Consider the following 25,365-nt stretch of genomic DNA (forward strand, 5'->3'; position numbering starts at 1 on the left):
TAATTAAAGTGTGTCTCAAACTGCGTGTTAAACTTTAGTTCACAAATTAAAAAGAGAAAATCCAGAAAAACAAATTGGTGTGTTCGGAAAAATAAATCGATAAAAAATCTATTTTATCAAAGTGTTATATTTGTTTTTTATCGCGAGAATATTTTTGAAGTAAAACTTGAATTTAGTATTTTGCAACAATCAACTTAAAACACAAAACTTTTGTAAAAATTCTCGTAATTGTATTGGGTATGGAAAAATATATGGTGGAGTAGTGAGTCCTACTCCGCTTTATTCGCTAATATTGAAAATAGCAATGGTACTTGATGCCCTTTACTCAATAACTGAAAACCGTGTCCGGACACCGCCTCCAAACCTTTAAAGCAGTTATATGGACTGTAAGGGTGCTCATCAAAGTGAGTGATTGTAAGACCTGCTTGCATTAATGACTGCATCACTTCGGCGATTGAGTGCGGCCAAGTCGCAATGGTTTGTTTGGTATCTTGGTGGTTCTCGGTATAGGTTGATTCTTCGCTAATATCCGGCTGAGTTTGTGGGAAGTAAGGGTAGCCCAAATGAAGGTCAATACTTGGGTGAAACTCCACGAGACAAAACTGACCGCCGGGTTTCAATGCGCGGGCAATAGTAGCAGCCCATTGAGATAAATCTTGCAACCAGCAGATGGTGCCATAGGATGCAAAGACAATGTCGAATTGTGTGCTATTCTCAAGCCCAAATTGCGTGATGTCCTGACAGATAAAGCAGGCGTCAAGCCCAGTTTGTTGGGCCAATGTATTTGCTCGGGTAATGGCTTCTGTCGAAAAATCAACGCCAGTCACCTTAGCCCCCAGTCTTGCGAATGACAGGCTATCTAAGCCGAAGTGACATTGTAGGTGAAGCAGACTCTTGCCTGATACATCACCCAGTAGCTCACATTCAATGGGATTGAGTGAAGAGGTACCTTGTAAAAAGCGATCGACGTCATAAAACTCAGAGTCAAAATGTGCCTTGGCTCGTTCTTCCCATGCTGCACGATTGAGAGAGACATAATCCATATTGCATTCCCTATTTTTGTGGATTTGCTTTAATAATAACGAGTAAATAAACCGAGGCAAGACTGCCCCGGCTTGGTTGGGATCCCGTTTATTTCTTCGGGTCGTGTTTGTCGAACCACCACTGAATATAAGCCACTTTGTTTAGTAGGTTGGATGGTCTTTTGGTGATTCCGTGTGAGGCATCTGGAATTCTGACCATAGCTGTTTCTACACCCTGTAGCTTAAGCGCTTGATAATACTGCTCAGTTTCTGAGATTGGCGTACGATAATCCGCTTCACCTGTCAGTAGCATGGTTGGGGTTTTTACATTACCGACATAGCTGATAGGAGAGCGTTTCATATAATGTTCCATATGCTCCCATGGTTTTCCTGGGAACCAGTAGTCCGCAAAAAATGGATAGAAATCTGCAGTTAACACAAAGCTATACCAGTTTATCACCGGCTTTGCTACGACTGCTGCTGCGAATCTATCCGTGTGACCGACCGTCCACGCGGTGAGTACGCCGCCACCTGAACCGCCAGTAACAAACAAGCGGTCTTTGTCTATATAGCCCTCGCCGATCAGATGATCCACACCTGTCATTAGGTCGTCAAAATCATGGCTTGGGTAGTTGTGGTGGATTGTTTGAGCAAACTCTTTGCCGTAGGAGTCGCTACCTCGTGGATTCATGTAAAGCACTACGCTGCCTTGGGCGGCAAAAAGTTGTACCTCGGCGCTAAAATGTGGGCCGTAGTTTGCGACTGGGCCACCGTGGATCTCAAGTACCAGCGGGTACTTTTTAGATTTATCGAACCCGGGAGGGTAGGCGACCCAAGCTTGAATTGGCAGTTGATCGTGCTTCGACTTTAGCCAAACTTCTTCAACTTTTGCCAGTGTTTTATCGCCAAGGGCATCTTCGTTAAGCTTTGTAATTGGTCTTGGCTCGCCGCGTTTTACAATTGCGACATCGGCAGGGCGCTGGGTATCTGCGAGTGTAAAAGCCACTAATCCGCGGTCACTGATGGCATAGTCACCACCTGAATAGGGGCGACCAAAACTCACACTACCAATGGCATCCGTTATCTGCTCAAAACGCCCTTTTAACGGCTGATAGCCAAGTGTGGTTTTCCCTTCACTGTCGTAACTTACATAGACGCCACGGCTGTTGGCGGCCCAAGTGACAGAGGCAAGGCTTCTATCTAAATCGGCTGCATAGGTTTTGGTTTCGCCTGATTTGAGATCTTTGATATAGAGTAGGCTATTCTCGTAATTGGTTTTTTTATCATCATAACCAAGGTAAGCCAGATAGCGGCCATTAGGTGACACCTCTGGGTGAGTATCTGGGCCTACTCGGTCAGTTACCGCTGTGATTTCAAGCGAGTTTAGGTCTAGCTTATAGACTTCGCTGTTGGTTGGGTTTAATTGGTTATCCTTGTGGCGATTAGCCGAAAAATACAGTGCCTTTGCGTCATCAGCAAAACTCAGTTCACCGCCATGATCAAAGTTGCCTGAGGTTAACTGTTTTGCATTGCCACCGTTGGCATCAATTTTGAAAATATGATTAAAGCCCGGTTCGGTGTAACCAGCACCGTCGGCGCGATAATATACCTCATCGATAAATACGGGTGGTTTTGCCCATTCAGCTCCTTTGGGCTTCCCTGCAACAGATACCGGTGGAGCTTTTTGGCTGGGAACAAACTGGCTAAAGTATAGGCTTTTACCATCTGGAGACCAATGTAGTCCCGATGGTCCGTGAGCTAAATTACTGATTTTGGCAATGGCTCCAGTTGCCAACCATTTCACATAAATTTGGCTGCTACCGTCGCGAGTAGAAATAAAAGCGATGCGATCATTACTAGGCGACAGCACAGGAGAATAATCCATGTGTAATCCAGAGGTAACTGGCTGCATTGCATTGGTAGCAAGGTCTACAGACCAGATATTACCGACTTTTCTATCACTTTTGATATCCATGCGATTTCGCACGAAGAAGACTTTGTCACCGTCATTGGTGATGTCAATTTGATTAGCATATTCAAGATTAAATATATCGGTTGGCTCAAGAGGTGCGGCTTGCACAGCGCAAGCTGAGCTTGCAATCGCGACGCCTGCTAGAAAGTATTTCATGACTCATCCTGTTTCTAATTATCATTTCCACTATGCGCCATATTGCAGCTTAATCAACTCTTTGCGGTGAACAAATTAAAAATCCATAAAAAAGTGCTTTACCTCAACTTAACTTGCGGTTTTATCGTTGCCTCCAGTTAGCGGAATTTACAAAGAAGAGGATGATATGTATGTACTTAGAACACGTAAATTTGGTAGTTAGCGACCTAGAAGAGATGCTCCACTTTTATCGCGCCGCATTTCCTCATTGGAAAGTTAGAAGCAAAGGGCAAGGAGAGTGGTACGGCAAAGCACGAACATGGCTGCATTTTGGAGATGACTATCATTATATTGCGCTTAGCGACCACGGTGAGGGCCAAAACAGAGCACTCGAGGGTCACCAAGTCGGCTTGGCACATTTCGCCTATGTGGTTCAAAGTGTCGAGCGTGTTGTTAATCGGCTAACCGAAGCGGGTTACACAGTCGATAAAGTCGGAGCGCAGCATCCATACCGAAAAAACGTTTACTTTATTGATCCTGCGGGATATGAAATTGAGTTTGTGGAATATATGAGTGATCTGTCTTCTGAGCGCAATAGTGATTAACTTGCTAAGAAGCGTGAGTATTGCCCATGTTATAGTTATAGCGAGTGGTTAGAATGAGGGAGATCTAGCGTTTTTAAAAACAAATGATCCGCCCTCATTTGGTGAGCATAGCTCTGTGATTACTTAACCTGAGGTTTGGATAAGGAATGAGCTAACTCATTGTTTTTTAATCACCTTAAACTATCTTCTTATCTAGCCAGAGAGTTTTAGGGATAACTAGGCAAATTTACGCACCAATAGCTGGCTATTGGAAGTGAATTCAACGCAGTTAGCGCTAAAACTGGCTGCTAGAAAGTCATTAATTATCCGAAGCTCAGGTTACTTTAGCAACCCAAACTTCTCGTCATTTACCCACTCGCCGTTAATTTGGAAGTTATGTTTTAGCGTGCCTTCGAGCTCAAATCCTAGTTTCTTGAGTAAATGGTGAGAGGCATGATTTCCTTGGGTAACGGTGGCGATGAGCTTGTGGTAATTACATTCGCGCAAGGCAAAATCAATGACGGCTCTAGAAGCTTCAAAGGCGTAACCCTTTCCTTGAAATTCGGGGGAAAGCATAAAACCTAACTCGGCCTGTTGAAACGGTGTCCACATACTTAAAAATCCGTGTAGCCCGATTGGGGTCGCTGTGGCCGTTTCTTCAATTACTAAGGTGAGCCAAGTGTTATCTTCTTTGTGCCACTGCCCAAGTCCAGCGCTTAAACCACGGTTAAACTTTTCACGCAGCGTAGCTTCATTGGTAATCTCACCGACAAAACGCATGACATCTGGATGTTGATGAAGTTCTACCCAAAGCGGCCAATCTGTATTAAGTATAGGTCTTAAGGTAAGTCTTTCTGTTGTGAGCTGCATGTAAAGTCCTTTCGCTTATTAAGCATGTACGGCCAGACTATCACAAATTATTGATTTATCACGTTTCTTATTTCTTCAATTAAGGCAATGCTCGCCTCATTGTCACCATGAACGCATAAGGTGTCGGCGCGTAAGGAAAGTGACTTCCCACTTGCAGTTGTAACACTACCTTGCTGGTGTAATTGCTTAACTTGTGCAAGTAGCGCTGACTTATCATGCACTGCGCCCGGTTCAGAGCGGGGAGTAAGTAAGCCTTCATCGGTGTAGAGTCTATCGGCAAAGGCTTCAAAAATCAGTGATACATTATGGTGGTCGGCGAGTTGTTGGTGGTTTGCTTGTTGCGCAGTTGCTAGTACCATCAACTTAAGCTCACTTGGGTAGCGTGAGATGGCCTTGATAACACAGCTTAATAACGTTTGTGACTTCATCATATCGTTATAAAGTGCACCGTGTGGTTTCACATAGCTTAGCGTCAAGCCTTGCACCTTTGCCATCCCTTCAATTGCGGCAATTTGGTAATGTAAAGCGTTGGTGATTTCTTGCTCAGAAAGCTGCATTGAGCGGCGGCCAAACCCTTGGCGGTCTGGATAACTTGGATGTGCGCCAAGCGTTACTCGATGCGTGTTGAGCAGCTGTAGTGTTTGCGCGAGTACATCAGGATCTCCTGCGTGAAAACCGCAAGCGACATTAGCCATGTCGATATGTGGCATTACATGTTCGTCTAACCCCATTTTCCAGGCGCCAAAGCTCTCACCCAAGTCGCAATTTAATAACATGCTTATTTCCTACTTCGTTACTGCAAGCTCTAAATCTTGTTTATCTGTCACCAATAAATGGTGTGGACTATTCATAATACAGAACTCAGGTGCCGCTTTTGCTATGGCTAACTGAGCTGTCAGGCTGGAGCCCCAAAAAACCGGAAGCTGTCCCTCTTTACAAGTCAATGGCTCGCCAAAATTAGGTTTGCTAAGATCTTTGATCCCAACCTCACTAGGCTCACCAAAATGAAGTGGCAACGCATAGGGAAGTCGGCTTAGTGTTGCCGCTTGAATGGCACTAATAAGATTTTGCTTTGTTAATGGGCGCATCGCCAGTATTTGATTTGCCTCGTATTTATCTACTGAGTTGCAAGGCAAGTTGCTGATGTAGAGTGGTAAAGGTGTGGTTGGGTTCGCCGATGGTGGATTTATTCCATACTGCGCGAGCAAGTTATCAAAAGAAAGATAACTGGCAAAAGCAAAGGTAACTAAATCGTCGCGCCAGTGCTCTTCTATGTTATGGCATTCTTGGGCGAGCTGGCCATGTTTTAAAATCTGATACTTGGGGAGGTGGTAGCGTATGTCTATATCTTTCCCCAAAGTGTCAAAGTTGAAATTACCCGGCTCGCTGGGCGGAATAATCAGCTTGCAAACGGATTGATTACTCTCACAAAAACGGAAGAATGAATATGCTTCGCTTTGTGGCAAAATAATCACATTACATTGTGTGAACCCAGGCACGAACCCTTTAGTAGGGCCCGTATAATCACCATCCTTGATCATTTTTCTTATTGCATGTGGTGCACTTAAAGAAGCACTGGGATCCATAGATTCCTCCAATTAGTGGTTTACTGTAACAGGCAGTGAACCTTCCGCTTTCGCTATTCCTAAAATCACTTTGGCCAGCGCCGTATAGGCAGGCCCAGTTACTTTTTTATCACGATTTACGTCTACATTATAAGCATAACTTGCTAATACTGCGTTACTAAGAGGTCCAAAGGTACTAATTTCGTATGGTGCTCTTAGGCTGATAAATAGCTGCTTTTTACCCAGTTTTTGACCGTATTGCAGTAATGCTTTCAGCGCCTCTGGTTGCACATTACGCGCCACACCATGCTCTCGTAACTTTTTCACATCGTCCATGCCGCCAATTTCAACCGCGCTTTGCGGTGGCGATGCATGTGCGGCGATTATCACATCGGCCTGTTTAATTGCATCATGTGCAATGTCTGGGTCGTAGGCTTGTAGGCTTGTACAAGAAAGTGTGAGCGAGTTTTTACTGTATGTTTGTAATGCTTGCTCAAGTGCAAAACATTTTTGCCTATCTGGCATGATAAGGTGAACAACTTGTGCGTTATCTCTGAGCGGCAATACACCATCGTTTTTTACTTCAGTAATAGCCGCTAGTGCAAGTTCTGCTTCTAAGCGACGATGGCTTGGATTACCCAGTGTTGAATTGGCAATGGCCAAAGAAGCGCTTGATTGTGGCAGCTTTGTCTTGAGCTTGGCGATACGCGCCATAGAACTGTTAAGTTGCTCTTGGTTTAGTTTATTGGTATCAAGCGCTGCGGTTAGCTCTGCCATATATTGTTCAAAGCGTTTGATGTCTGCACGATTGCGAATAGCAATAGGCATTAGCGCGATATCCACGCCAGCGTTAAACGTTTCAATGGTTGCATCGACTGGATTAAAAAAGTCGCTGATCCCAGCCATATCTAGCGCATCGGTGACGGTCACGCCTTGGTATCCCAATTCGTGTCTTAGTAGTTGTGTCATGATCTGATAAGACATAGTCGCGGGCCTTATCATGCTCTCACCTTGAGAGTTAACAACTTTACTGCTGTCGAGCGCCGGATATTGAATATGGGCGGTCATTACCATGCCAGGAGGTGATGTTTTGATTATCTCGGCAAAGGGCAATAAATCTTGCTGGTTAATTTTGTCGCGGTCGTGATCAACACGAGGTAGTCCCGTGTGGCTATCAACATGTGTATCACCGTGGCCAGGAAAATGCTTTAGCGCAGAAAGTACACCTGCGGCCTCAAATGCTTTTACCTGAGCTAGACCTAATTCGGCGACCACTTTCGGATTTTCCGAGAATGAACGCACATTGATCACCGGATTGTTCGGGTTGCTGTTCACATCTACCGTTGGGGCGAAGTTTACGTTGATCCCTAAGCTATTTAGCTCCTTTCCAATTGCGCTTGCCACTTTGGTTGCGTAAGTATCGCCCTGTTTTGGATAGGTTGCTCCAATACTCATATTGCCGGTAAACGACGTTGCTTGTTCACGATTAATTCGGGCAACACGGCCACCTTCTTGGTCGATGGCAATAAATAAAGGAAGTTGACTTTTACTTTGTTGTGCTGCACTTTGTAACGCATTGGTTAGACTGACTATTTGCGCTGTGTTTTGCACATTTTCGGCAAACAAAATAGCGCCGCCGATGTCGTATTTACTGATCAACTCGGACAGTTCAGGCGGTAAAGTTGTCATCGCTGCTCTACAATCTCCACTTGGCTTTTTGCTTTCACCGCAGTAATAGCGAAAATCGAGCATAAGCTTTTGTCCAAGCATTTGCGAAGTGGTCAGTGGCACTTGTGCTGCTGTTGCGTGAGCTGAAGTGATGAAACTCATGAATGTGATAGTTCCTAAAGTAGTGAGCAGAGATAATAATCGCACAATCAATAATAAACGCTGAATAAAATTGTCTACACTTTAACATTGATTTAGAAGCGACTACAAAGTGCTTTCTATTAGGGCCTGTTGATCTTTCAAGTTTGTTTTTGCAGCAGTTTGATTGGTATTTATACAAGGGAGAGCCAGCGTAGCATAGTCATTCTATGTAAGTCTGGCGATAAAGACTTTGTGCTCCTGCAAAGTCACCTTACCCCACATCCTTGTGGGGTAACACAGTAGGAATGCTAATCAAGCGCTGCCCTTTGGGTTCATCTGAGTGCGCTTTGTTCATTGTTGCTCAACTTTTGCCTAGATTACTAGGCGGCAAGTCGAGCGTCGCGACCAAAACACACTCAGAAGAACAAAAATCAAACAGCAAAGGTCAACATGCCCTAGGCGATAACAGCATAAATTAAACACAGATTTTAAAGGGAATAAAAAATGAACAACCATATAAACTATGTAGAATTAGCAGCAAAAGACTTAGTAGCAACACAAGCTTTCTTCGAGCGGGTGTTTGATTGGCAATTTGAATCTTACGGGCCTGATTATATTGCGTTTGCAAATTCAGGCCTGGACGGCGGCTTTTTCCGAGCCGATGTGTCTTCTAAACAAGCGCAAGGTGGAGTTCTCGTGGTGTTGTACAGCGACGAGTTGGAAGCCGTGCAAAGCAAAGTAGAGCAAGCGGGCGGAGAGATAAGCAAGACTATATTTGAATTTCCTGGCGGTCGTCGCTTTCACTTTATTGAGCCGAGCGGCAATGAGTTTGCGGTATGGTCTAAATAACCTAAGTTTCGATAATTAATGCCTTTCTAGCAGCCAGCTATAGCGCTATCTGCATTGAATTCACTCCCAATAGCCAGCTATTGGTGAGTAGTTCTCCTTACCTATAGGAAATAGGTACCTTAGCGAGAGCGGGGCGCAGAAGCTGCGTTAACCACAAAACTCTCTGGCAAGGTAAGGAAATAATTCAACATGAGTTTAAAAATAATTAGTTGATACATTCCTTATTCAAATCCCAGCTTAAATAACCAAACTGCGTGTTGTAAAGGCCCTTTACAGCACACGTAAACGCAGAGGTTTTACTGCAATCATCTTTCGTTTTCAGATTAGATAAAAACTTGAATTCGTTGCTATTGTGAACAATAGTTATTAAACACTGATGCTAAACTTCTTTGTGTTTGATACCTGCTTACCACGTAATCAACCTACAGATCAATTTAACCGGTCTAGGTTTAGGGCAGTAGTACTGGTGATAAGGGTTGTTATTTAAAAAACACCACTAGACGCATCATCACCATACTTAGGTTTGATTAGGCAATGAGACGGACATTCTTAGTTGTTGGTACTTTACTCTCCTTAACCATGCTTATGGCCGATAAATTGGGCCTATTTTTGCTGTCACCCGTGACTTTTATCATCATCAGCACTTTAGCTTTTTTGTTTGTAGCACTGCTTTGGTGGCAAGCTCAAGATCCTATAAAAATCAACGTTGATGATGGTTCTACCGTGCCACAAATGGTGTTAGATAGTGATGGCGTTATCCTACAAGCTAATGACCAAATGCAATCCATACTGGGTGTTGGCAGCAACGTATTTGGATTAAAAATTGAGGAATTAATCACCGTGAACGGTAGTGTCAACAGTGAAGGGAAGAGCGTGGCAACGAGCAAGTTCGACGCGCTTGTTACACAAAGCTATGGCAACTGCACGGTTGTTCACAGTGGTAAAGTTATTAGCCCAGTTACTTTACCACTAAAAGTCGCTGATACCGTTACGGGATATCTCTGTTATTTTAATACTAGCAATAGAGAAAATCGTCTCGCTCAGGCATTGGAAGAAGAAAAAGAATTGCTTGAAGTGACGTTGAGCTCTATTGGTGATGGCGTGATCTGTACAGATGTAAATGGTGTTATCACTTATATTAATCCGGTCACAGAAGCCATTCTCGCGATGTTAAATGAAGAAGTGGTCGGGCGGCGATTTGATGACGTTATGTCTATGTATCATGAAGAGACCAAAGCTTCGATTAATAAATTCCCTGAACTTTGCCTAAAGCAAGGTCATACTATTTGTTTGCCTGAACTCACTTCAATTACCAATCACCTCGGTCTTACCTTTGCAATTCAAGACTCCTTTTCTCCTATTATTGCTAAAGATGGTAGCTACCTTGGCACTGTAATGGTTTTTCAAGACGTTACTGAGTCGAGATTAATGGCGAAAAAAATGAATCACCTTGCCCATCACGATGCATTAACCGGGTTACCCAATCGCTTATTGCTGCATGACCGTTTAGTGCAGGCTTGTAAACGAGCTAAACGCATGAGTCATCAATTTGCGTTGGTCTTTATTGACGTCAACAAGTTCAAAAAAATCAACGACTCACTGGGGCACGATCACGGCGACTTATTACTCAAAGAGATTGCAAGCCGACTAACTCAGCAAATTCGAGGGTGTGACACCGTTGCTAGAATGGGGGGCGATGAATTTGTGTTACTCATTGATGGTATCCGAGATAAAAAATATGTACGTAAGGTGGTGAGTAAGGTCTTGAACAGCGTTAACGGACAATATTGTTTACGGCAAGTTAGCCTTAAAGTCACGGTGAGTGCAGGCGTTGCAATTTACCCCGACGACGGTGACAACACTGAAGCTTTGTTAAAACATGCTGATACTGCAATGTATCGAGCTAAAAAAGCCACACAAACGGAGTTTCAGTTTTATAACGCGCGTTTAGACCATGAGTCAGAGCAGCGTTTGTTGCAAGAAAGTCGGATCATTCAGGGGTTAGAAAATAGAGAGTTTATTCCTTATTTCCAGCCTATTGTTGACGCACACACGCGTAAGATTAAGAAACTTGAAGTACTTGTAAGGTGGCAACAAGACCAACAAATATTGGAACCTAAAGACTTTTTTGAAACGGCATGTGATGGCGACCTGATAGTAGAAATTGGGCAGCAACTCAGAGCACAGGCTTTCCATGCAATGAAGAGATGGTTTTGTGAATACGATAACCTTGTGGTTAGTTTCAACCTTTCGCTTACTGAGCTTACCAATAAAACAGTAATAAAAAACTTTATGGATCAAGCTGTACAGCACCAGCTGTCACCTAGGCAAATTGAAATAGAAATCAAAGAAGTTGATCTGATAGAATTACTTGATAAAGCACCTGAGGTGATGGCAGAACTGGAGCAGTCAGGCGTGCGGATTTCAATTGATCATTTTGGTGTTGGGCATACCAGCATGTTGTACCTACAAAGGCTCACGTTTGAAACTATTAAAATTCCACCTGCTTTCCTTGCTACCCCTCAGTCAGTTGCCTCACAAAATGATATTGCAAAATTGATTGTACAGATGGCAAAGAGCTTGGACGTAGAATGTGTAGCGGTAGGTGTTGAAAGCGCGTTGCAAGCCAAGTCTCTTAACCTCAACGGTTGCCACCTTATCCAAGGCAACCACCTTTTTGCTCCCGCCACAGAGTCCGAGATAACCCCTATTCTCAGTACCCACATGAGCGTAGATAGGCGCAGATTAGGTCAAAACTAGCACTGATTAATTTATCTAAAAATATTGCTAAAACTTTCCCTTCTTTCGTTTATAGGTGTACAAAGCTCAACTCACTTGCTCTGGCAACAACAAAAGAGAAGGGAATGCCATGAGCAACAACACACCTTGTTATAATACCAATTGAATTAATTCTCTAATCAATTTGAAGGGTGAAATAGCATATTAGCTTCGTTAAAAATTTCTCATTTAGAACAACTAAATAGCAAAATTTTTGCCTTGCCTATATGGATATAGGTACCTTAGCGGTAGCAGGACGCGAGAGCGGTGCTACTAAAGCTATTTCCCCGCTTCAAGATAGATCATTTACTTAATACAACTGGTATATCAAACCACCTTATTGTGCTTGCTATCAGTAGTGCGTTATTCCAAACCGAGTTTGATCCACTCCCGCTCACGGTGTATCACGACGTATTCTCGCGGCTATCTCTTGGTCGCGCCAGCGAACTCTCGCTAAGTTATCAGTTTTAAGCGAAATCGTTATTATCCGAGCAATTCTATTTCTTGACTTAAAGTTAACTTGAAGTTGTATGCTCCTCTTAAACGAATGATAGTGAACAAACGGTAAGAGGTAGAGGTAATGCAAAATAGCTTAGATAAAATCGTCAATGATATAAAAGCCAACTGGAGCGGGCTAAATTCAAGCACCACAGTAGCAGTACGTGAGTTACTCAGTGAGCTTACTCAGTCTCCACCGCACGAGCCTTGGCTTGAGAGCATTATGCGTGAAAGGTTGGCATCAAAAACACTCTACCAAGACCCTGAATATGGTTTTATGCTGCTAGTTCATGCCGAAGAAAAGGGCACGTACCGCCCACCTCATGATCATGGCGCAGGTTGGGTATTTTATGCCGTGCAATCTGGCGAAATGGAAATGACAACTTACAAACCCGTTACTACAGCAAGCGGCGAAACCCATCTCGTATCCCGAGGAACAGACACGCTCAAAGCCGGCGATTGCCGAGTGTTTCTACCCGGCGATATCCACGACACCCGATGCTTAACAGATAACTTCGTTCAATATCGTTTAACCAGTTGTGACTTTAAAGAAGAGAAGCGTTCAGGTCGGATGATTCAGTATCTGAGAGCGGTGTAGTGGTTTGCAAAACTCAAGGCGATAGTTGGTTTAATCGCCGTCGTTTACATCTAATCAAGCCGCTTTGAAGGGGCTATGGCTGCTAAGAGCGAGGAACAGGCGGTCGATCTAACTCATTTTTTGGGGCCAGAGTGTAGGAGCGAAGCGACGGAACGGAGGTCCCAGCCGCAACGCGGCGACAACAGCGCCTTGTTATGGCTTTTACTGTTTATTAGCACGTTTCATTTTATCAAATAGTGAATTCGGTTTGTTTGATGCTTTAATTTCAGCACGGCCTAGATTACCCTCTTTAGGCTTAATGTACTTCATTAACACGACAGGCATATTGCTAACATTATTTGCCAACCTTACGAATTCATTAGAAGCTGACTTTGTCGTAAATTCGTACTTAATAGTTACATCTCCGTCCTTTCGAAGTACATCAATTATCTGTATTGATGATGATTTTTCAGATCGAAGTCGACTTACCCAATCAATGCTCTTGGACTTGAGTGTAATTCTTTCTTCGGCTGCCCCTGCAGTGCATGGTTTATCATAGAAACCAAGTTTTCCGTCTGGTTGTATACACTTATAAATTTCCGCTGAAACAAGAAATGGAAACAGCAATAGTAATGTTGGAAATATGTGCTTCATATTTAGTTACCTATAAATCTGGTTGTAAGCCATAACGCCCGCGTAATGGCGCGAGCTAGCGAGCGCCCAGATTGACGCGTTTGTTAGCTTGTGTTGCACGAATAAATTTAAGATCACTAGTGATCACTCCAATACCCGATGCGACAACGTCATCGTAGGGTTGGGTGATCGATTCATGTCGAGACCAAAGATAAACATCCGAGCCATAGCTCTGTAACCTTGATGCGAGGCGCTCAGGATAGCCCCAAAAAAACTTTGTCATCGAGGGAGGTATAAAAAGAATGGTGTTCCTACAGGACTCAGGAATTAATCCCGCCCATCCAACTAAAAGATAATCTATTCCGCAACTCTTTACACTACCAACGCTTGCTAACCGTAAAGACGAATCCTTGTTTCGAAACCACTCCATACCTTTTGAAGAGGTAATTACAATATGGTTAGATTTTTTTCCAGCTAGATACTCATATAGAGTTTCGAATGAGCGTATGTCGTTATTCTTTAGGTTTAGCCAAAACTCATGCTTTGGATACCGTTCGTAAAACGCCTCTAACTTGGAAATCCTAAAACCTTTTCCTCTAAATGGGAAAGTCGCACCATCATCAAACGTATATCCATATCCTGCATCAATACTTTTCAACTGCTCAAACGATGTTTTATGTACCGGCCCAGACCCGTTTGTAGCACAATCTAACGTCCAGTCATGAAAAACAACCAGTTGATCATCACGTGTTCTGTGAACATTTAGATGAATTACGTTAGCTCCGGCTGCAACGGAAGAAGCCACAGCTTCTAGTGTATTCTCAACTGAATTGACCCTTGATGCGTTTATTGAAAGGGAGGTACAGCCAGTTTTTTTTAATTTTTCATAATTAACTGCGCTTCCGCCTCCTCGATAGGCCACGATCTCGCCATGTCGCTGTAGGTCAGGAACGAACACATAAGCATTAAAAACTCCTAGAGTAATTATGCAAGACAGAGAAACCAAAAATGTCTTAACTATTTTTATAAACATTTATTACCTGAATCCTTGGTCGATGAAAGCTAATATTTTAGTATTTATGCTACATGCTGTTTGTGCTGCATAATCACTGGTTGGACTGAGCCGCTACCTGCTCGGTGTGTCAGAGTTGGTGTTGTTTATGCTAGGGCTTACTTGGAAAAAACAGGCTTGTTGGAGGTTCTCACCTTCCTAGCTAGTGTAATCAGTTTAGCTAGTTTTATGTAAGCTTTCCCTGCATTGCTCAGCGCTTGCTATGTATTCATTACACCTAAACTTTCCTTAATAAGCAATTATATTTTTACGTGTGCAGAGGTCGCTAGCCTGTACAATTAAGTAGGCTAACTACTTGATTTTATAAAGCAGCCCTAATCAAGCATCCCCTCCTTGGCTGATATCAAAGCGCATCCAAGCGCTTCTCGTGCACTCTTTTTAAACGACGCGATCGAGCGAACCAAGAAAACGTCGCCCCAGCATCACACTCAATCCTCAAATCTTAAGCTGATATAGTGCAACCGTCTTGTAAGGCTCGTCCATGATGCCAGATAAGACTTGGCCGACATCCTGTCGGCAAATTGCATATCGACTTATGCTTTTCGGGTGTGATGGGGGGGAATTGCGCTGTCTGTTAGTTCTGGTTTTATCCAGTAAAGTAGATGATTAGCTTATAAGCACCACAAAAACGATCGGTGTGAACTCCTAATTAACAGCCTAAATCGTTTTGTGGGAGGCGGTTCACCCGCCGAGAAGTTATGCTCTTCTGGTGTAGTTAAGGAGAATTAGTATTGACTGCGAGTGCTAGCTTTTCTCTCAAAAGCAGCAAATTTGCCTGCAAGCACCAAAAAAGCTCTTAGCACCGTTTTCCTCCCTCATCACACCCGAAAGTAAAGTGCCAATGAGTCATTTCAACGCATGGATGCGTGAAAAGCGGTGACAGGGCCAAGGATGGCCCTTACACAGCGGTGACGTTCATATTGGCGATTTACTTGAGGAGTCAGTGTGATGTCGGGAGTGCCCTTTCTTTTGCGCAACGATTCTTTGGGCATCAAAGAAAAGTAAGTCGTAGCCCATGGACGGGCGTCGAAACCTGTCAGGAGGACAGGCTGACTTTACACATACTCTCGAGTTATTGGAGAAATCCCCTCCTTGGCTGATATCAAAGCGAATCCTTGCGCTTCTTGTTCATTCTTTTTAAACGACGCGATCGAGCGAACCAAGAAAACTTCGCCCCAGCATCACACTCAATCCTCAAACCCTAAGCCGATATTGTGCAACCGTCTTGTAAGGCACGTCCATGATGCCAGACAAGACTTAGCCGACATCCTGTCGGCACATTGCATATCGGCTTATGTTTTTCGGGTGTGATGGAGGGGGAATACGTTGCTTGTAAGATCTTCTACGATTTTTACGGTGAAGCCGTTTGCAAGGGTTACAAAGGAAAATAACTGACACCCATCACAATAAGCAAGCGGCGAAACCCACCTTGTATCCCGAGGAACAAACATGCTCAAAGCCGGCGATATCCACGACACCCGCTGCTTAACAGATAACTTCGTTTAATATCGTCTAACCAGTGTGACTTTAAAGAAGAGAAGCGTTCAGGACGGATGAGCCAGTATTTGAGTGAGGTAGTAGTAAGTACCTATAGTCGAAGTGTAATGCTAAGGGTTTTGCTGTTGATTTTATTAAAAAAATAAAATAAAAAATTATATCTATTAGTTATATTTCGTTTATAGTAGGTGGCTCAATAAGTTACCTATTAATGTAAAATTTAGTTCAAGTTCTTCTCAGTTTCCTTTCGAACCAGTTTGTCATATATGTTCTGCGATATTTTTTCCTTTATTACATACTTAGTAACTAATATTTTTTAATATATCGAGGTATATATGTCTAACAAGATTTTAGGTTCAGCAAAATGGTTTAATGAGTTAAAAGGTTTTGGCTTTATTACACCTGAAAATGGTAGTCCAGATGTTTTTGTTCACTTTAAATCAATTGTAAGCGAAGGTTTTAAAACACTGAATGAAGGTCAAAAAGTAGCTTTTGATGTTGAGCAAGGGGCTAAAGGTCCAAATGCTGCTAACGTTACTTTGGTATAAGTAGCGAATTGACTGGAGAGGGCTTCCAGTCAATATCCATCTCTCAAAGTAAAAGTCCATTTCAATATTAACACCATAATTTCATAAAACTCCATTTAATTGCTGTGCGCTTTAACTCACATCAATAGGGAGTTTTATGCGTTTCTCGTTCATATTATTTTGTTTTGAGAGGTAGGGTTTTAAATTGAAAAAACAGTTGAAAAAAAGAATGGCGAAGATGTGGCTCTTGATAAAAGTAAGTCAAATAATATTCACGTTGTAAGAAGAAAAATCGAAGATACTCTGTCTGAACGAGAGCGAAGAAAATTATTGAGACTTTGATTTAAAGAGAAGTGAGTTATGGCTAGACCAAGAAGACAAAGTGGTAAAAAAACACGGAAAGAGGATTTTGAAGGTAAACTTGAATAAGTGGTAGGTGAATATCGTCAAGCAAAAGAAGTGCTTGATACTCTTGCGGAAGATTCAGTCGAATATAGCGAGCAGAAAGATAAGTGTGACAAGCTCTTTGCGCGTGCTGAACGTTTCATCAGTAGGCAGCCTTAAGACTGCATAAACTCCAGCATTAAAGTAAAAAAACAAGGCATGTAACCGCCTTTAACCCCGCTTTAAATTTGCTTTTCTGATTGCAAAGTTCAAGGAATGAACCAAAAGCTAATATAGAAAAGTCAGTGACTATCTTAACTGAATTGAATTAATACGCAGACTCTATCCGTATATTTGTTCGCAAAATCCCTGAATTCTGCTAGATGACCGTTCAAAGCATCATAATCGGACCGATTTAATATATTTTTAATATGTTTTGAGCTAAATGGGGTTACTTGTTTTAACAACTCATCAAGCTTTGTCTGAGATGTCAGTTCATATGAATAGTTACTGACGCTATAGTTTCTTGTTATGGTGGTGGTCTGTGGAGCGTATATTCAAAGAAAAGGACGTTGCTGTCGCCACCTATTTGCTCTTCAAAGCCTAATTTTTTTAGTAAATTAGACGATGCTGTATTTGAACTATCCACACCCCCAATGAGTTTCACCCAAGACTCTGACAATAAGGCCGCTTCGATGAAGCCTTTAAGTAATTCAGTTGCGAGCCCTTTCCCCCAGTACTTTTCAGCTATTAAATATCCGATATGAGCTTCTCGTTCATTTTCTACATATACGAATAAAAACCCAATTAGCTCCTGAGTTTCTGACCTTACTTGAAGTAAACGGCTATCCGATAACATTCTCTCGATCCAGATTTCAGCTGCTTGGATAGAGTTGATGTCATGAAAATAAGGAGGAAGGCTCTGGACTACTGAAGGAGTAAGTATCTTAGGGATTTGCTCAAGTAGTGATGTGCGAGCCGAAGAAGAGAAATCATCTTCAACTTCTGCTATGACTAATCTTGAAGTCTCAAATGAAGTTGACATCTCACCTTCCTGTTTCGCTAAAAATCATCACGAGTCTGTAGAGTTACTCGTTTTCAATATATTTTCCATTGTTGTGCCAACCTTAGCCGAGTTCTTTAGTTGATTCAATCATCTACTCTAAATGTCACCGTTATTATTCTGCTGTGAATTATGGATTCATATTAATAGGTATTTTATGTCGTACAATCTGGCGAGATGGAAATGACAACATACAATCTCGTCACCACAGCACGTGGCCACAGTGAAAATCATCTCGCCCCCCGAGGTGCTCAATGGCGCTTATGCGGGGATATCTACGACACCCGTGATAATTTTCACAGAAATTTAAGCACAGATTTTCGGATAATTTATCCTTATGTTCACTTTGGTGAGTGCAGACCCAAGCGATTGCCTTCTGTATCTAAAAATAACGCGAAAAAACCGCTTTCGTCAGCATGTGGGGTTTTGGGGGTCAGTATTTTCCCACCGCTTTCTTCTACTTTTGATAGCACTTGCTGTAAGTCTTCACCCGCGTTTAAATACAGAGTGACGCCAGTGCTGGAAGGAGTGTAACCTTCGCCTTGAACAATCACACCTATGGTAGATTGCCCTTCATACGGGAAGAGTGCCATTGTCATTTCAGGCATATCTATGGTTTCAATGGAGACCGCAAAAATGCGGCTGTAGAACTTTACGGCGCGGGTTAAGTCGGTTGCTGGAATTTCAAAAATTGATGCGAAGCTATGCATGTCGTTGTCCTTATTTTTTATTTAAGTTAGCCAGTACCTCGAGTGACTAGCGTTGTGTCTAGGTGCTCGTTTAGCTTAAACGATAGCAGGTTTAGGGTAGCTCTAGTGGATAATTATCAATTGTAAAAAAGCGACAGTGTTATTTATAGAAAAGTAGTGAAAGCGCCATGCTTTCGTCATTGAGAAAATCTCGCGGGTTTACCCCTGTGAGCGCTTTAAAGTCCTTAATAAAGTGAGATTGATCATAGTAATTGCTTTTGTACGCGATGTTGGTGAGGTTGTCTTCACGATTTATGAGGAGTGTTAACGCGCTTTGCAAGCGCACAAGTTTACTTAAATGTTTTGGACTTATGCCGACAAGGTCTAAAAACTTCCGCTCTAGTTGGCGTCTTTTGTTGGGATTTGATTTGGTGATTGCATTAATAGATATATCGCCATTTTGTGCAAAGATAATATCTACCGTTGTTTTTACAATGTGCTCAATTGTCTGCGGGTCGCTCAGTTTATGAAGAAGGAAGGCCTCTAAAACCTCAATCCTTTGGCGTGTGTTTTGTGCTTGAATGATATCGCTTTCTAGCTTTGTGGCCTCATCGGGCTTAAATAATTCGTAAATCGAAGTTTCCTTATTTTTTAAGTTTTTTATCGGTTTCGAGATAAAGTGGGAAAAGGCATAAGGAAAGAAGCTAGCTGCAAAGGTGCGAACATCTCCAGTTGGTTGAATATAAAAAGGCGAAACCGTTTGTCCAAGTACCATGGCGCGAGGTTGCAGTATGTAGTCATGCTCCGAAGTATAGCGCTTAATGTCATCAGCCAATATAAAGGCCAACTCAATACAGCCATCAGGAACAATGCGTTGCTTTACAGCACTCTTATCCGCAGCAACTTCCAGTGTCCAAAAGCAATTGATAAATGAGGATAAATTTTCACTAGGTAAAAATTTTTTGTAATCCATAAAACCTCCGTATTTAGCTATGGACGGTTGAAAAATAGAGCAAATAAAAACAAAACTACATTAGACGCTGGTAAATTTAGCAACGTTTAATGGCCAGCTTTTTAGGTGCGCTTAACTTGTTCATTGCTTAACAACCGAAGTTTTACCACTGTTTGACATGCCACAAACAACAATCATGCTAATTATCTATCTTTTTTGAAAATGTATTTTAGCAAACTAATTTTTGATCAACGGGTTAGCAGTTTTGAGTCTAGTATCAAATTTACATTAAGGGAATAGTATGTAACTTTTACGAACAGTCCTTATGCGTTATGGCACTTGGTCGGATGATGATTGTATCGCTGCCGTAATTTCCATTATTTGTTGACGCAACCAGTGTACACCTGGATCTGCCTCAGTACGAATATGATATGCCATACTAATTGGGGCTGGCGATACATTAAGCGGTAGAGGTTGGCTCACCAAACTTCCGGTAGCGATCTCTGAGTGTGCTACTAGATAGGGCAGCACACAGAGTAGATCTGTTTGCTTAATCAAATCAATTGCAGCAGAAAAGCTATTGACTGTCACTGCAATACGCCGCTGTAGGTGATGTTTTGCTAATGCCGAGCAGACCACACTGCTCGTATCGCCGGATAGGGATACCATCAGATGATCTGAGTTCGAGAATAGCTTTAGAGACAGGGCTGATTGAGCAAGTGGGTGTTCCGGCCTCATCAGGCAAACAAAATGATTATCAAATAGGTGCTGGCGAATAATTTTGCGGTTCTGGTTTTCATAGTAGTCCACCACCAAGTCAACTTTAGCATCGAGCAACAGTGATTCCCCATTACCACGAAACGGCATTGCGTGCAGATTGATTTTCGGTGCCTGCTGCTCAATCCGTTGACGTAGTGGCAGCCAGAGTATACGGGTCATTCCGTCAGTCAATGCGATACGAAATGTGCGTTCGCTTCTAGTAGGAGCAAATTGTTGTTCGGAGGTCGCTTCGATTAAAGTCTGAATTGCCGGACGGACTTCTCGCCATAGTACTTCGGCTCTCGGTGTTGGTTTGATCCCTCGACCATCACGAACAAACAGAGGGTCTTTCCAGACATAGCGCATCCTTGAAAGAGCTTTTGACACTGATGGTTGGGTCAACGCTAGTCTATCTGCTGCAGCTGTAACCGATTGTTCAGCCATTATGGCGTCAAAAATTACTAGCAGGTTGATATCAAGCTTAGCCATTTTCCCTCATTTATTTTTCTTAGTGCAATTTCCATAACGAGTGTGATTTCGAGGTTTCGACACTCTGACCTTGATCTGTGAATACAACGTATAACTCATTCCTTTATGGAATGATATATATATCAATCATCAATTTTACGACATGACTTTATCAGAACATAATGGCGTAAGCCAAACTAAAATAGGAAAGAAAAGATGAAAGCCATCGTCATTGAGCAATACGGACAAGCAGATCAACTTAATATTATCGAAATCAGCGCTCCGAAACCTGAAAATGGTCAGCTACGAGTTCAAGTTAAAGCCGCCAGTGTGAACCCTGTCGATACAATGATCCGAGCAGGGATGCTGGAAAACTTTTTTTCTTTGCCTCTTGTTGCAGGTTGGGATGTTGCTGGTGTGGTTCTAGAAACTGTGGGTGATAATCAAGGTTTTCAAGTGGGTGATGAAATAATGGCGATGATCCCAATTGGCCAACCAGGTGCTTATGCCGAGCAGGTAATCGTTGATAGCGCGTTAGTTGTGAAAAAGCCTGAAAATATCAGTTTTGAACAAGCCGCGGGGGTGCCGATGGTATCTCTGACAGCGTGGCAGGCAATTCACGACCTAGGTAAAGTTTCTTCTGGACAAACTGTGTTGGTTCATGGAGGGTCCAGTGCTGTCGGTGCTTTTGCAATACAATATGCCAAGCTGGCCGGAGCTTACGTTATCGCCACTGCTTCAGCTCCTAATCATGCGTATCTATATGAATTAGGTGTAGATCAGTGTATTGATTATCGCAATGAGCAGTTTGAAGTAATCGTGCGCAATATCGATCTAGTGTTTGCTGCAATTGGAGAAGAAGGTTTATTGGAGCGTTCACTTAAGGTCATCAAACCTAAAGGTAAGCTAGTTTCTACGCTGAATGAAATTAAGCATGAGGTTGCTTTGTCTTATGGTGTTGAATTTCACCGAGTTTGGGTTGCCCCTGATCGCAGCAAGCTAGCGCATATTGCCAACTTACTTAGTGAGGGACAGATATGGGTAAAAATAGACTCTGTTTTTCCCTTTGAAGAAGTTGTGCAGGCTCATCAGCGAAGTGAATCTAAGCGTGCGGTGGGAAAAATTATTCTTACTATATAGTGTCGCGGCGATTAGGTTATTTAGTCAAGTAACAGCTCTAAATGGACTGGGCTTGACTTGACCACTTAATCTAAAGGGTAACTACCTGAGTGATAATGAGTTATTTCCAATAGATGGCGGGGAAATTTAACCTAGCAATATTCGTATTCAGGCAAAGTTAATTACTATACTCTAGCCTAGCCTGTTTGCCGTTTATGCAATCAAAAGCGAGTTGCTTGCAAGGAGATCTCTGAAAGCTAAACCGCTTTGCGGCAATCACATAAAATAAATTGAAAGGAACAACGCATGATAAGGATGATATTTGCAACTTTTCTATTGCTTTGGGGCACGCAGGTTAGCGCTCAAGAGCTTATCTTATCGAAGGTCGTCAAGTTAAAGGTTGACTCACCAATCACTATTTCGCATGTGTCTGAAACGTTAGTGTTGGCGTTTAAAGACAGTAAACTGCTTCACGAAACGCTAGATCCGCAAAAGTTTGTACCTGCTGTTGATTTATCTGGGCATGAACATCAATTTGTACGGAGTTTGTTTGAGGTCGATTCAAGAATGAAATTGCCTGCTTGGCTCCAGGTACTTTCAGAAGAGGTCGCAAGCGCTTATAAAATACAGAATGTCCAACAAAAATCTATTCAAGAAATTACGATATTTAGTAATTACAACAAAGAGGAAACACACGAGATAGTGTTTGTTCTTGAAGCGCAAGTAATTCATAAAATAGAGGTTTTTGGACAACAATTACAGTTTCAAAATGTGATAAATAACATAGCGACAAGGTTTTAGGGATCTAATAATCAAAGTTCTGTGCCGGAGATCCAATCACTGCTGCTCAGCACATTAAGTTACAGGCAGTCGATTCGCTAAAACTATCTAAGGCTTTGCTGTTGATCCAATTAATCCAATCCAGTTTCAAACCTAATCACGCTTGACCTCAAGTTCACTTGAAGTAGTACAGTTACCTCTTATTAGCATGGCGCAATGGTAGGAGTGGTAACACATGTTAGAAGGTACAGTAAATACAGAGGATAAAACTGCTCTGGGGGCCGGACAAAAGCGAGTGTTGTTCAGCTTAGCTGTGGTACTCATTTTGCCAACGCTTGGCATGAGCAGTATCAATGTCTTATTGCCAACACTTGCGGAGGAATTTGGCGTGGGGCAGGCATTGGTGAATTGGGTCGTTGTGGCTTATTTGCTTTCGCTTACCGCGTTTATTCTTGGTGCTGGCGCTGTTGGAGATAGCGTAGGCCGAAAAAGGGCGCTGCGCATTGGAATCAGCGTCTTTTGTGTAGGCTCCATTGCCGCTGGGCTGAGCGTAAATCTTTGGATGCTGATTGCTGCTAGGCTGTTCCAAGGCATTGGCGCTGCGCTGTTATTATCTCAAGTATTTGCACTGACAAGCGTTGTGATGCCAAAGCGTAAAGTTGGACTTGCAATGGGGCTACTCGGCACTACCGCTGCGATTGGCACGGCTTTGGGGCCATTGCTAAGTGGTGCAATGCTAGAGTGGTTATCATGGCAGTTCACTTTTTGGTTGATGATATTGCTCAGTGGTGCAGCTTACTTTTTAATAGCAAGATTTCTGCCTGATGATGTCGCAAATCCACCTGAGCTACAGCGTTTTGATGTTATTGGAAGCGCGTGGCTGTCGGTGTCATGCCTATTTTATGTGTTGGCTATGCCATCGAGTAGTTCGTTTAGTCTTGTCTTGCATAGCGTATTTTTCTTCTTTTCTGTGGCTTTTATCTACTGTTTTGTACAAAGCCAAAAGCGTGCTCAATTTCCACTTGTGAGTTTAGCTTTTCTGAAACACAAGCTACGCAATACCTCGTTAATCGTGAGCTTTATAGTTGACGCCATCGCAATGTCGACATTAGTTGTCGGGCCTTTTTATCTCACTTATGCGTTAGGGCTGAGCCCGGTCACGGTTGGTCTTATTGTGTCTATTGGACCTTGTATTGCTGCTGTCGCAGGTTATCCATCAGGCGAGGTGGTTGATCATTTTGGTATCGCGTTTGCTATGTTTTTGGGCTTGCTGATGATCCTCATTGGGGCAATTAGCTTTGCAATCCTACCTTCATTATTTGGACTTTATGGCTATGTTGTGGCGTTATTTATGCTAACTCCCGGAAGGCAGTTGTTTCTAGCGGCTCACCATACCTTTGTGATGACGACTGTAGCCGAAAAAGAAAAGGGCATGGGAGCTGGACTCATTAATTTATGTAAAAACTTAGGACTAATGACTGGAGCTTCATTACTTGGTGGTGTATTTAGCTTGTTGCTGCAGACAAAGAGTGCGGCAGTGGCAAGCTCTGCACAACTTAATATGGCATTTTCGCTGACCTTTTTACTCGCTGCACTGTTTATTTTGGTTTCGCTCGTGGCCTTATTTGTGATTAGCCGAAAGCAAGCGTTTTGAAAGCTATTTTTCATCTGACCCTAAGAAAACCAATGTAGCCCTAGTTCCCCAGTCTGTAATTGTAATAAGCTAGCTTTACCTATTTCCGTATCATGTAAGGAAAAGGCTTTGTTATTAGTTGCTTTAAGTGGGAAATCTCTCATCGAGCTAATATACAATTTCATCCCCAAGGTTGATTGGAAGAGCAACTCAATTGCTTTGAAATTACTTTGAGCGTTGCCTAAGACACACCTTGGTGTCACATTGTGACTCCCAGCTAATTACCGCTAGGGAAAAGGGTGATACCGAGCTCATGAAGGCCGCGCTAATACTCATAAGTCAAGTGGTGTTATTAATTCGAGAATTAGCGTTAAAAAAGCCTCCGATGCTTTATGAATATTTTATTGCAATCTCTTGTATTTACTGGAAGTTAGGGAAATATTTTTTTTTAAAATAGGGGGTTAAAAAAGGCGCTAAAAAAATATTGATACTTGTCATTAGCAAGTCATATTGATGATTAAAAATACATTGACTTAGGGCGGAATCCCTATATGATGTTCATAGACAGAATTTGAGTCAGTGTTTTAAAATCTCCATTACGTTGTTGTATAAGTGTTTGCTTGTAGTAGTACCGTCCTGAAGTTTTATCCACTCTACAAATTTAGGTCTATGCGCCCACATGGGCATAGCTCATCAATGCGCAGCATTGGTTTTTGTTTTTATATCAGGATTAGTATTATGTCTAACACTCTTACAGGTACCGTTAAGTGGTTTAACGAGTCTAAAGGTTTTGGTTTCATCGCTCAAGAAAATGGCCCTGACGTGTTCGCACACTTCAGCGCAATCAAAGGTGACGGTTTCCGTACACTTGCTGAAGGCGAGAGAGTTGAATTCACAGTAACTGATGGCCAAAAAGGTCCTCAAGCTGAGAACATCGTTAAGCTTTAATCGCTTAATAGATGAAGAAAAAGCAAGCTAAGGCTTGCTTTTTTTGTGTCTGTAATTTAATGGATATCAACTTATACTCATCCGCTTAATGAAGTGATCTATTTTGAGACGGGAAAATCTTGTCGATAATACCGCTACCATATTCTGCTACTGCCAACGTATCCACGGTCATGTAGGCGATG

At 42.5% G+C, this 25,365-nt stretch carries 21 protein-coding genes; 9 read left to right on the forward strand and 12 right to left on the reverse strand.

All coding sequences use genetic code 11. The annotated features are described in order from the left end of the window. Nucleotides 1-269 precede the first annotated feature (269 nt). Entirely contained in the window at nucleotides 270-1,043 is a 774-nt protein-coding gene (locus CWC29_RS20420) for a class I SAM-dependent methyltransferase (RefSeq protein ID WP_138524003.1), read from the reverse strand. Nucleotides 1,044-1,131: 88 nt separating this feature from the next. Beyond that, nucleotides 1,132-3,150: a S9 family peptidase gene (locus tag CWC29_RS20425; RefSeq protein ID WP_138524005.1), complete on the reverse strand. Its 2,019-nt coding sequence runs from the start codon at nucleotides 3,148-3,150 to the stop codon at nucleotides 1,132-1,134. 170 nt (nucleotides 3,151-3,320) lie between these two features. Between CWC29_RS20425 and CWC29_RS20430 the strand changes: the two genes are divergently transcribed. After that, entirely contained in the window at nucleotides 3,321-3,734 is a 414-nt protein-coding gene (locus tag CWC29_RS20430; RefSeq protein WP_138524007.1) for a VOC family protein, read from the forward strand. Between the two features lie 318 nt (nucleotides 3,735-4,052). On the opposite strand, the gene CWC29_RS20435 is transcribed toward CWC29_RS20430, so the two are convergent. Genes CWC29_RS20435 through CWC29_RS20450 form a run of 4 tightly spaced genes read right to left on the reverse strand, consistent with a single transcriptional unit; the run spans nucleotide 4,053 to nucleotide 7,978 of the window. Next, on the reverse strand, nucleotides 4,053-4,583 hold the full coding sequence (locus CWC29_RS20435; RefSeq protein ID WP_138524009.1) for a GNAT family N-acetyltransferase: 531 nt from the start codon (nucleotides 4,581-4,583) through the stop codon (nucleotides 4,053-4,055). Between the two features lie 47 nt (nucleotides 4,584-4,630). Continuing rightward, a complete protein-coding gene (locus CWC29_RS20440; RefSeq protein ID WP_138524011.1) occupies nucleotides 4,631-5,359 on the reverse strand; it encodes a 5-oxoprolinase subunit PxpA in 729 nt (242 codons plus the stop codon). Between the two features lie 9 nt (nucleotides 5,360-5,368). Then, nucleotides 5,369-6,169, reverse strand: coding sequence for a D-glutamate cyclase family protein (locus CWC29_RS20445; protein ID WP_128726074.1), 801 nt, complete (start codon nucleotides 6,167-6,169; stop codon nucleotides 5,369-5,371). Between the two features lie 12 nt (nucleotides 6,170-6,181). Then, a complete protein-coding gene (locus tag CWC29_RS20450) occupies nucleotides 6,182-7,978 on the reverse strand; it encodes a glycoside hydrolase family 3 protein (protein ID WP_138524013.1) in 1,797 nt (598 codons plus the stop codon). A gap of 483 nt (nucleotides 7,979-8,461) precedes the next feature. Here CWC29_RS20450 and CWC29_RS20455 point away from each other — a divergent pair, with 483 nt between their 5' ends. The 3 genes from CWC29_RS20455 to CWC29_RS20465 all read left to right on the forward strand — a co-directional run bounded on the left by CWC29_RS20455 (nucleotide 8,462) and on the right by CWC29_RS20465 (nucleotide 12,680). Then, complete coding sequence (locus CWC29_RS20455; RefSeq protein WP_138524015.1) at nucleotides 8,462-8,806, forward strand: VOC family protein; 345 nt, start codon at nucleotides 8,462-8,464, stop codon at nucleotides 8,804-8,806. Between the two features lie 534 nt (nucleotides 8,807-9,340). Next, complete coding sequence (locus CWC29_RS20460; protein ID WP_235956701.1) at nucleotides 9,341-11,566, forward strand: sensor domain-containing protein; 2,226 nt, start codon at nucleotides 9,341-9,343, stop codon at nucleotides 11,564-11,566. Nucleotides 11,567-12,164: 598 nt separating this feature from the next. Further along, complete coding sequence (locus CWC29_RS20465) at nucleotides 12,165-12,680, forward strand: cupin domain-containing protein (RefSeq protein WP_128726071.1); 516 nt, start codon at nucleotides 12,165-12,167, stop codon at nucleotides 12,678-12,680. A 201-nt stretch (nucleotides 12,681-12,881) separates the two neighbouring features. On the opposite strand, the gene CWC29_RS20470 is transcribed toward CWC29_RS20465, so the two are convergent. Beyond that, nucleotides 12,882-13,313, reverse strand: coding sequence for a hypothetical protein (locus CWC29_RS20470; RefSeq protein WP_138524085.1), 432 nt, complete (start codon nucleotides 13,311-13,313; stop codon nucleotides 12,882-12,884). 55 nt (nucleotides 13,314-13,368) lie between these two features. Beyond that, nucleotides 13,369-14,325 (reverse strand): glycerophosphodiester phosphodiesterase family protein, encoded by a 957-nt coding sequence (locus CWC29_RS20475; RefSeq protein ID WP_128726069.1) that lies wholly within the window; start codon nucleotides 14,323-14,325, stop codon nucleotides 13,369-13,371. 1,871 nt (nucleotides 14,326-16,196) lie between these two features. Here CWC29_RS20475 and CWC29_RS20480 point away from each other — a divergent pair. Continuing rightward, on the forward strand, nucleotides 16,197-16,409 hold the full coding sequence (locus CWC29_RS20480; RefSeq protein WP_138524087.1) for a cold-shock protein: 213 nt from the start codon (nucleotides 16,197-16,199) through the stop codon (nucleotides 16,407-16,409). Nucleotides 16,410-17,301: 892 nt separating this feature from the next. Here the strand turns inward: CWC29_RS20480 and CWC29_RS20485 are convergent. The 4 genes from CWC29_RS20485 to CWC29_RS20500 form a co-directional block, all read right to left on the reverse strand. Continuing rightward, a complete protein-coding gene (locus CWC29_RS20485; protein WP_138524089.1) occupies nucleotides 17,302-17,817 on the reverse strand; it encodes a GNAT family N-acetyltransferase in 516 nt (171 codons plus the stop codon). A gap of 359 nt (nucleotides 17,818-18,176) precedes the next feature. After that, nucleotides 18,177-18,545, reverse strand: coding sequence for a VOC family protein (locus CWC29_RS20490; RefSeq protein WP_138524091.1), 369 nt, complete (start codon nucleotides 18,543-18,545; stop codon nucleotides 18,177-18,179). 139 nt (nucleotides 18,546-18,684) lie between these two features. After that, nucleotides 18,685-19,497 carry a response regulator transcription factor gene (locus CWC29_RS20495; RefSeq protein ID WP_138524093.1) on the reverse strand — a complete coding sequence of 271 codons (813 nt, stop codon included), beginning with the start codon at nucleotides 19,495-19,497 and terminating at the stop codon, nucleotides 18,685-18,687. 309 nt (nucleotides 19,498-19,806) lie between these two features. After that, entirely contained in the window at nucleotides 19,807-20,724 is a 918-nt protein-coding gene (locus tag CWC29_RS20500) for a LysR family transcriptional regulator (protein ID WP_138524095.1), read from the reverse strand. A 195-nt stretch (nucleotides 20,725-20,919) separates the two neighbouring features. Here CWC29_RS20500 and CWC29_RS20505 point away from each other — a divergent pair, with 195 nt between their 5' ends. The 4 genes from CWC29_RS20505 to CWC29_RS20520 all read left to right on the forward strand — a co-directional run bounded on the left by CWC29_RS20505 (nucleotide 20,920) and on the right by CWC29_RS20520 (nucleotide 25,183). Beyond that, a complete protein-coding gene (locus CWC29_RS20505; RefSeq protein WP_128725190.1) occupies nucleotides 20,920-21,843 on the forward strand; it encodes an NADP-dependent oxidoreductase in 924 nt (307 codons plus the stop codon). Between the two features lie 285 nt (nucleotides 21,844-22,128). Then, the gene (locus CWC29_RS20510; protein WP_138524097.1) at nucleotides 22,129-22,623 is read left to right on the forward strand and encodes a hypothetical protein; all 495 of its coding nucleotides are present in this window, start codon (nucleotides 22,129-22,131) and stop codon (nucleotides 22,621-22,623) included. 214 nt (nucleotides 22,624-22,837) lie between these two features. Beyond that, entirely contained in the window at nucleotides 22,838-24,256 is a 1,419-nt protein-coding gene (locus tag CWC29_RS20515; protein ID WP_138524099.1) for an MFS transporter, read from the forward strand. 717 nt (nucleotides 24,257-24,973) lie between these two features. After that, nucleotides 24,974-25,183, forward strand: coding sequence for a cold-shock protein (locus CWC29_RS20520; RefSeq protein ID WP_010603820.1), 210 nt, complete (start codon nucleotides 24,974-24,976; stop codon nucleotides 25,181-25,183). The last annotated feature ends 182 nt before the right edge of the window (nucleotides 25,184-25,365 follow it).

This window comes from Pseudoalteromonas galatheae (assembly GCF_005886105.2).
GTDB lineage: Bacteria > Pseudomonadota > Gammaproteobacteria > Enterobacterales > Alteromonadaceae > Pseudoalteromonas > Pseudoalteromonas galatheae.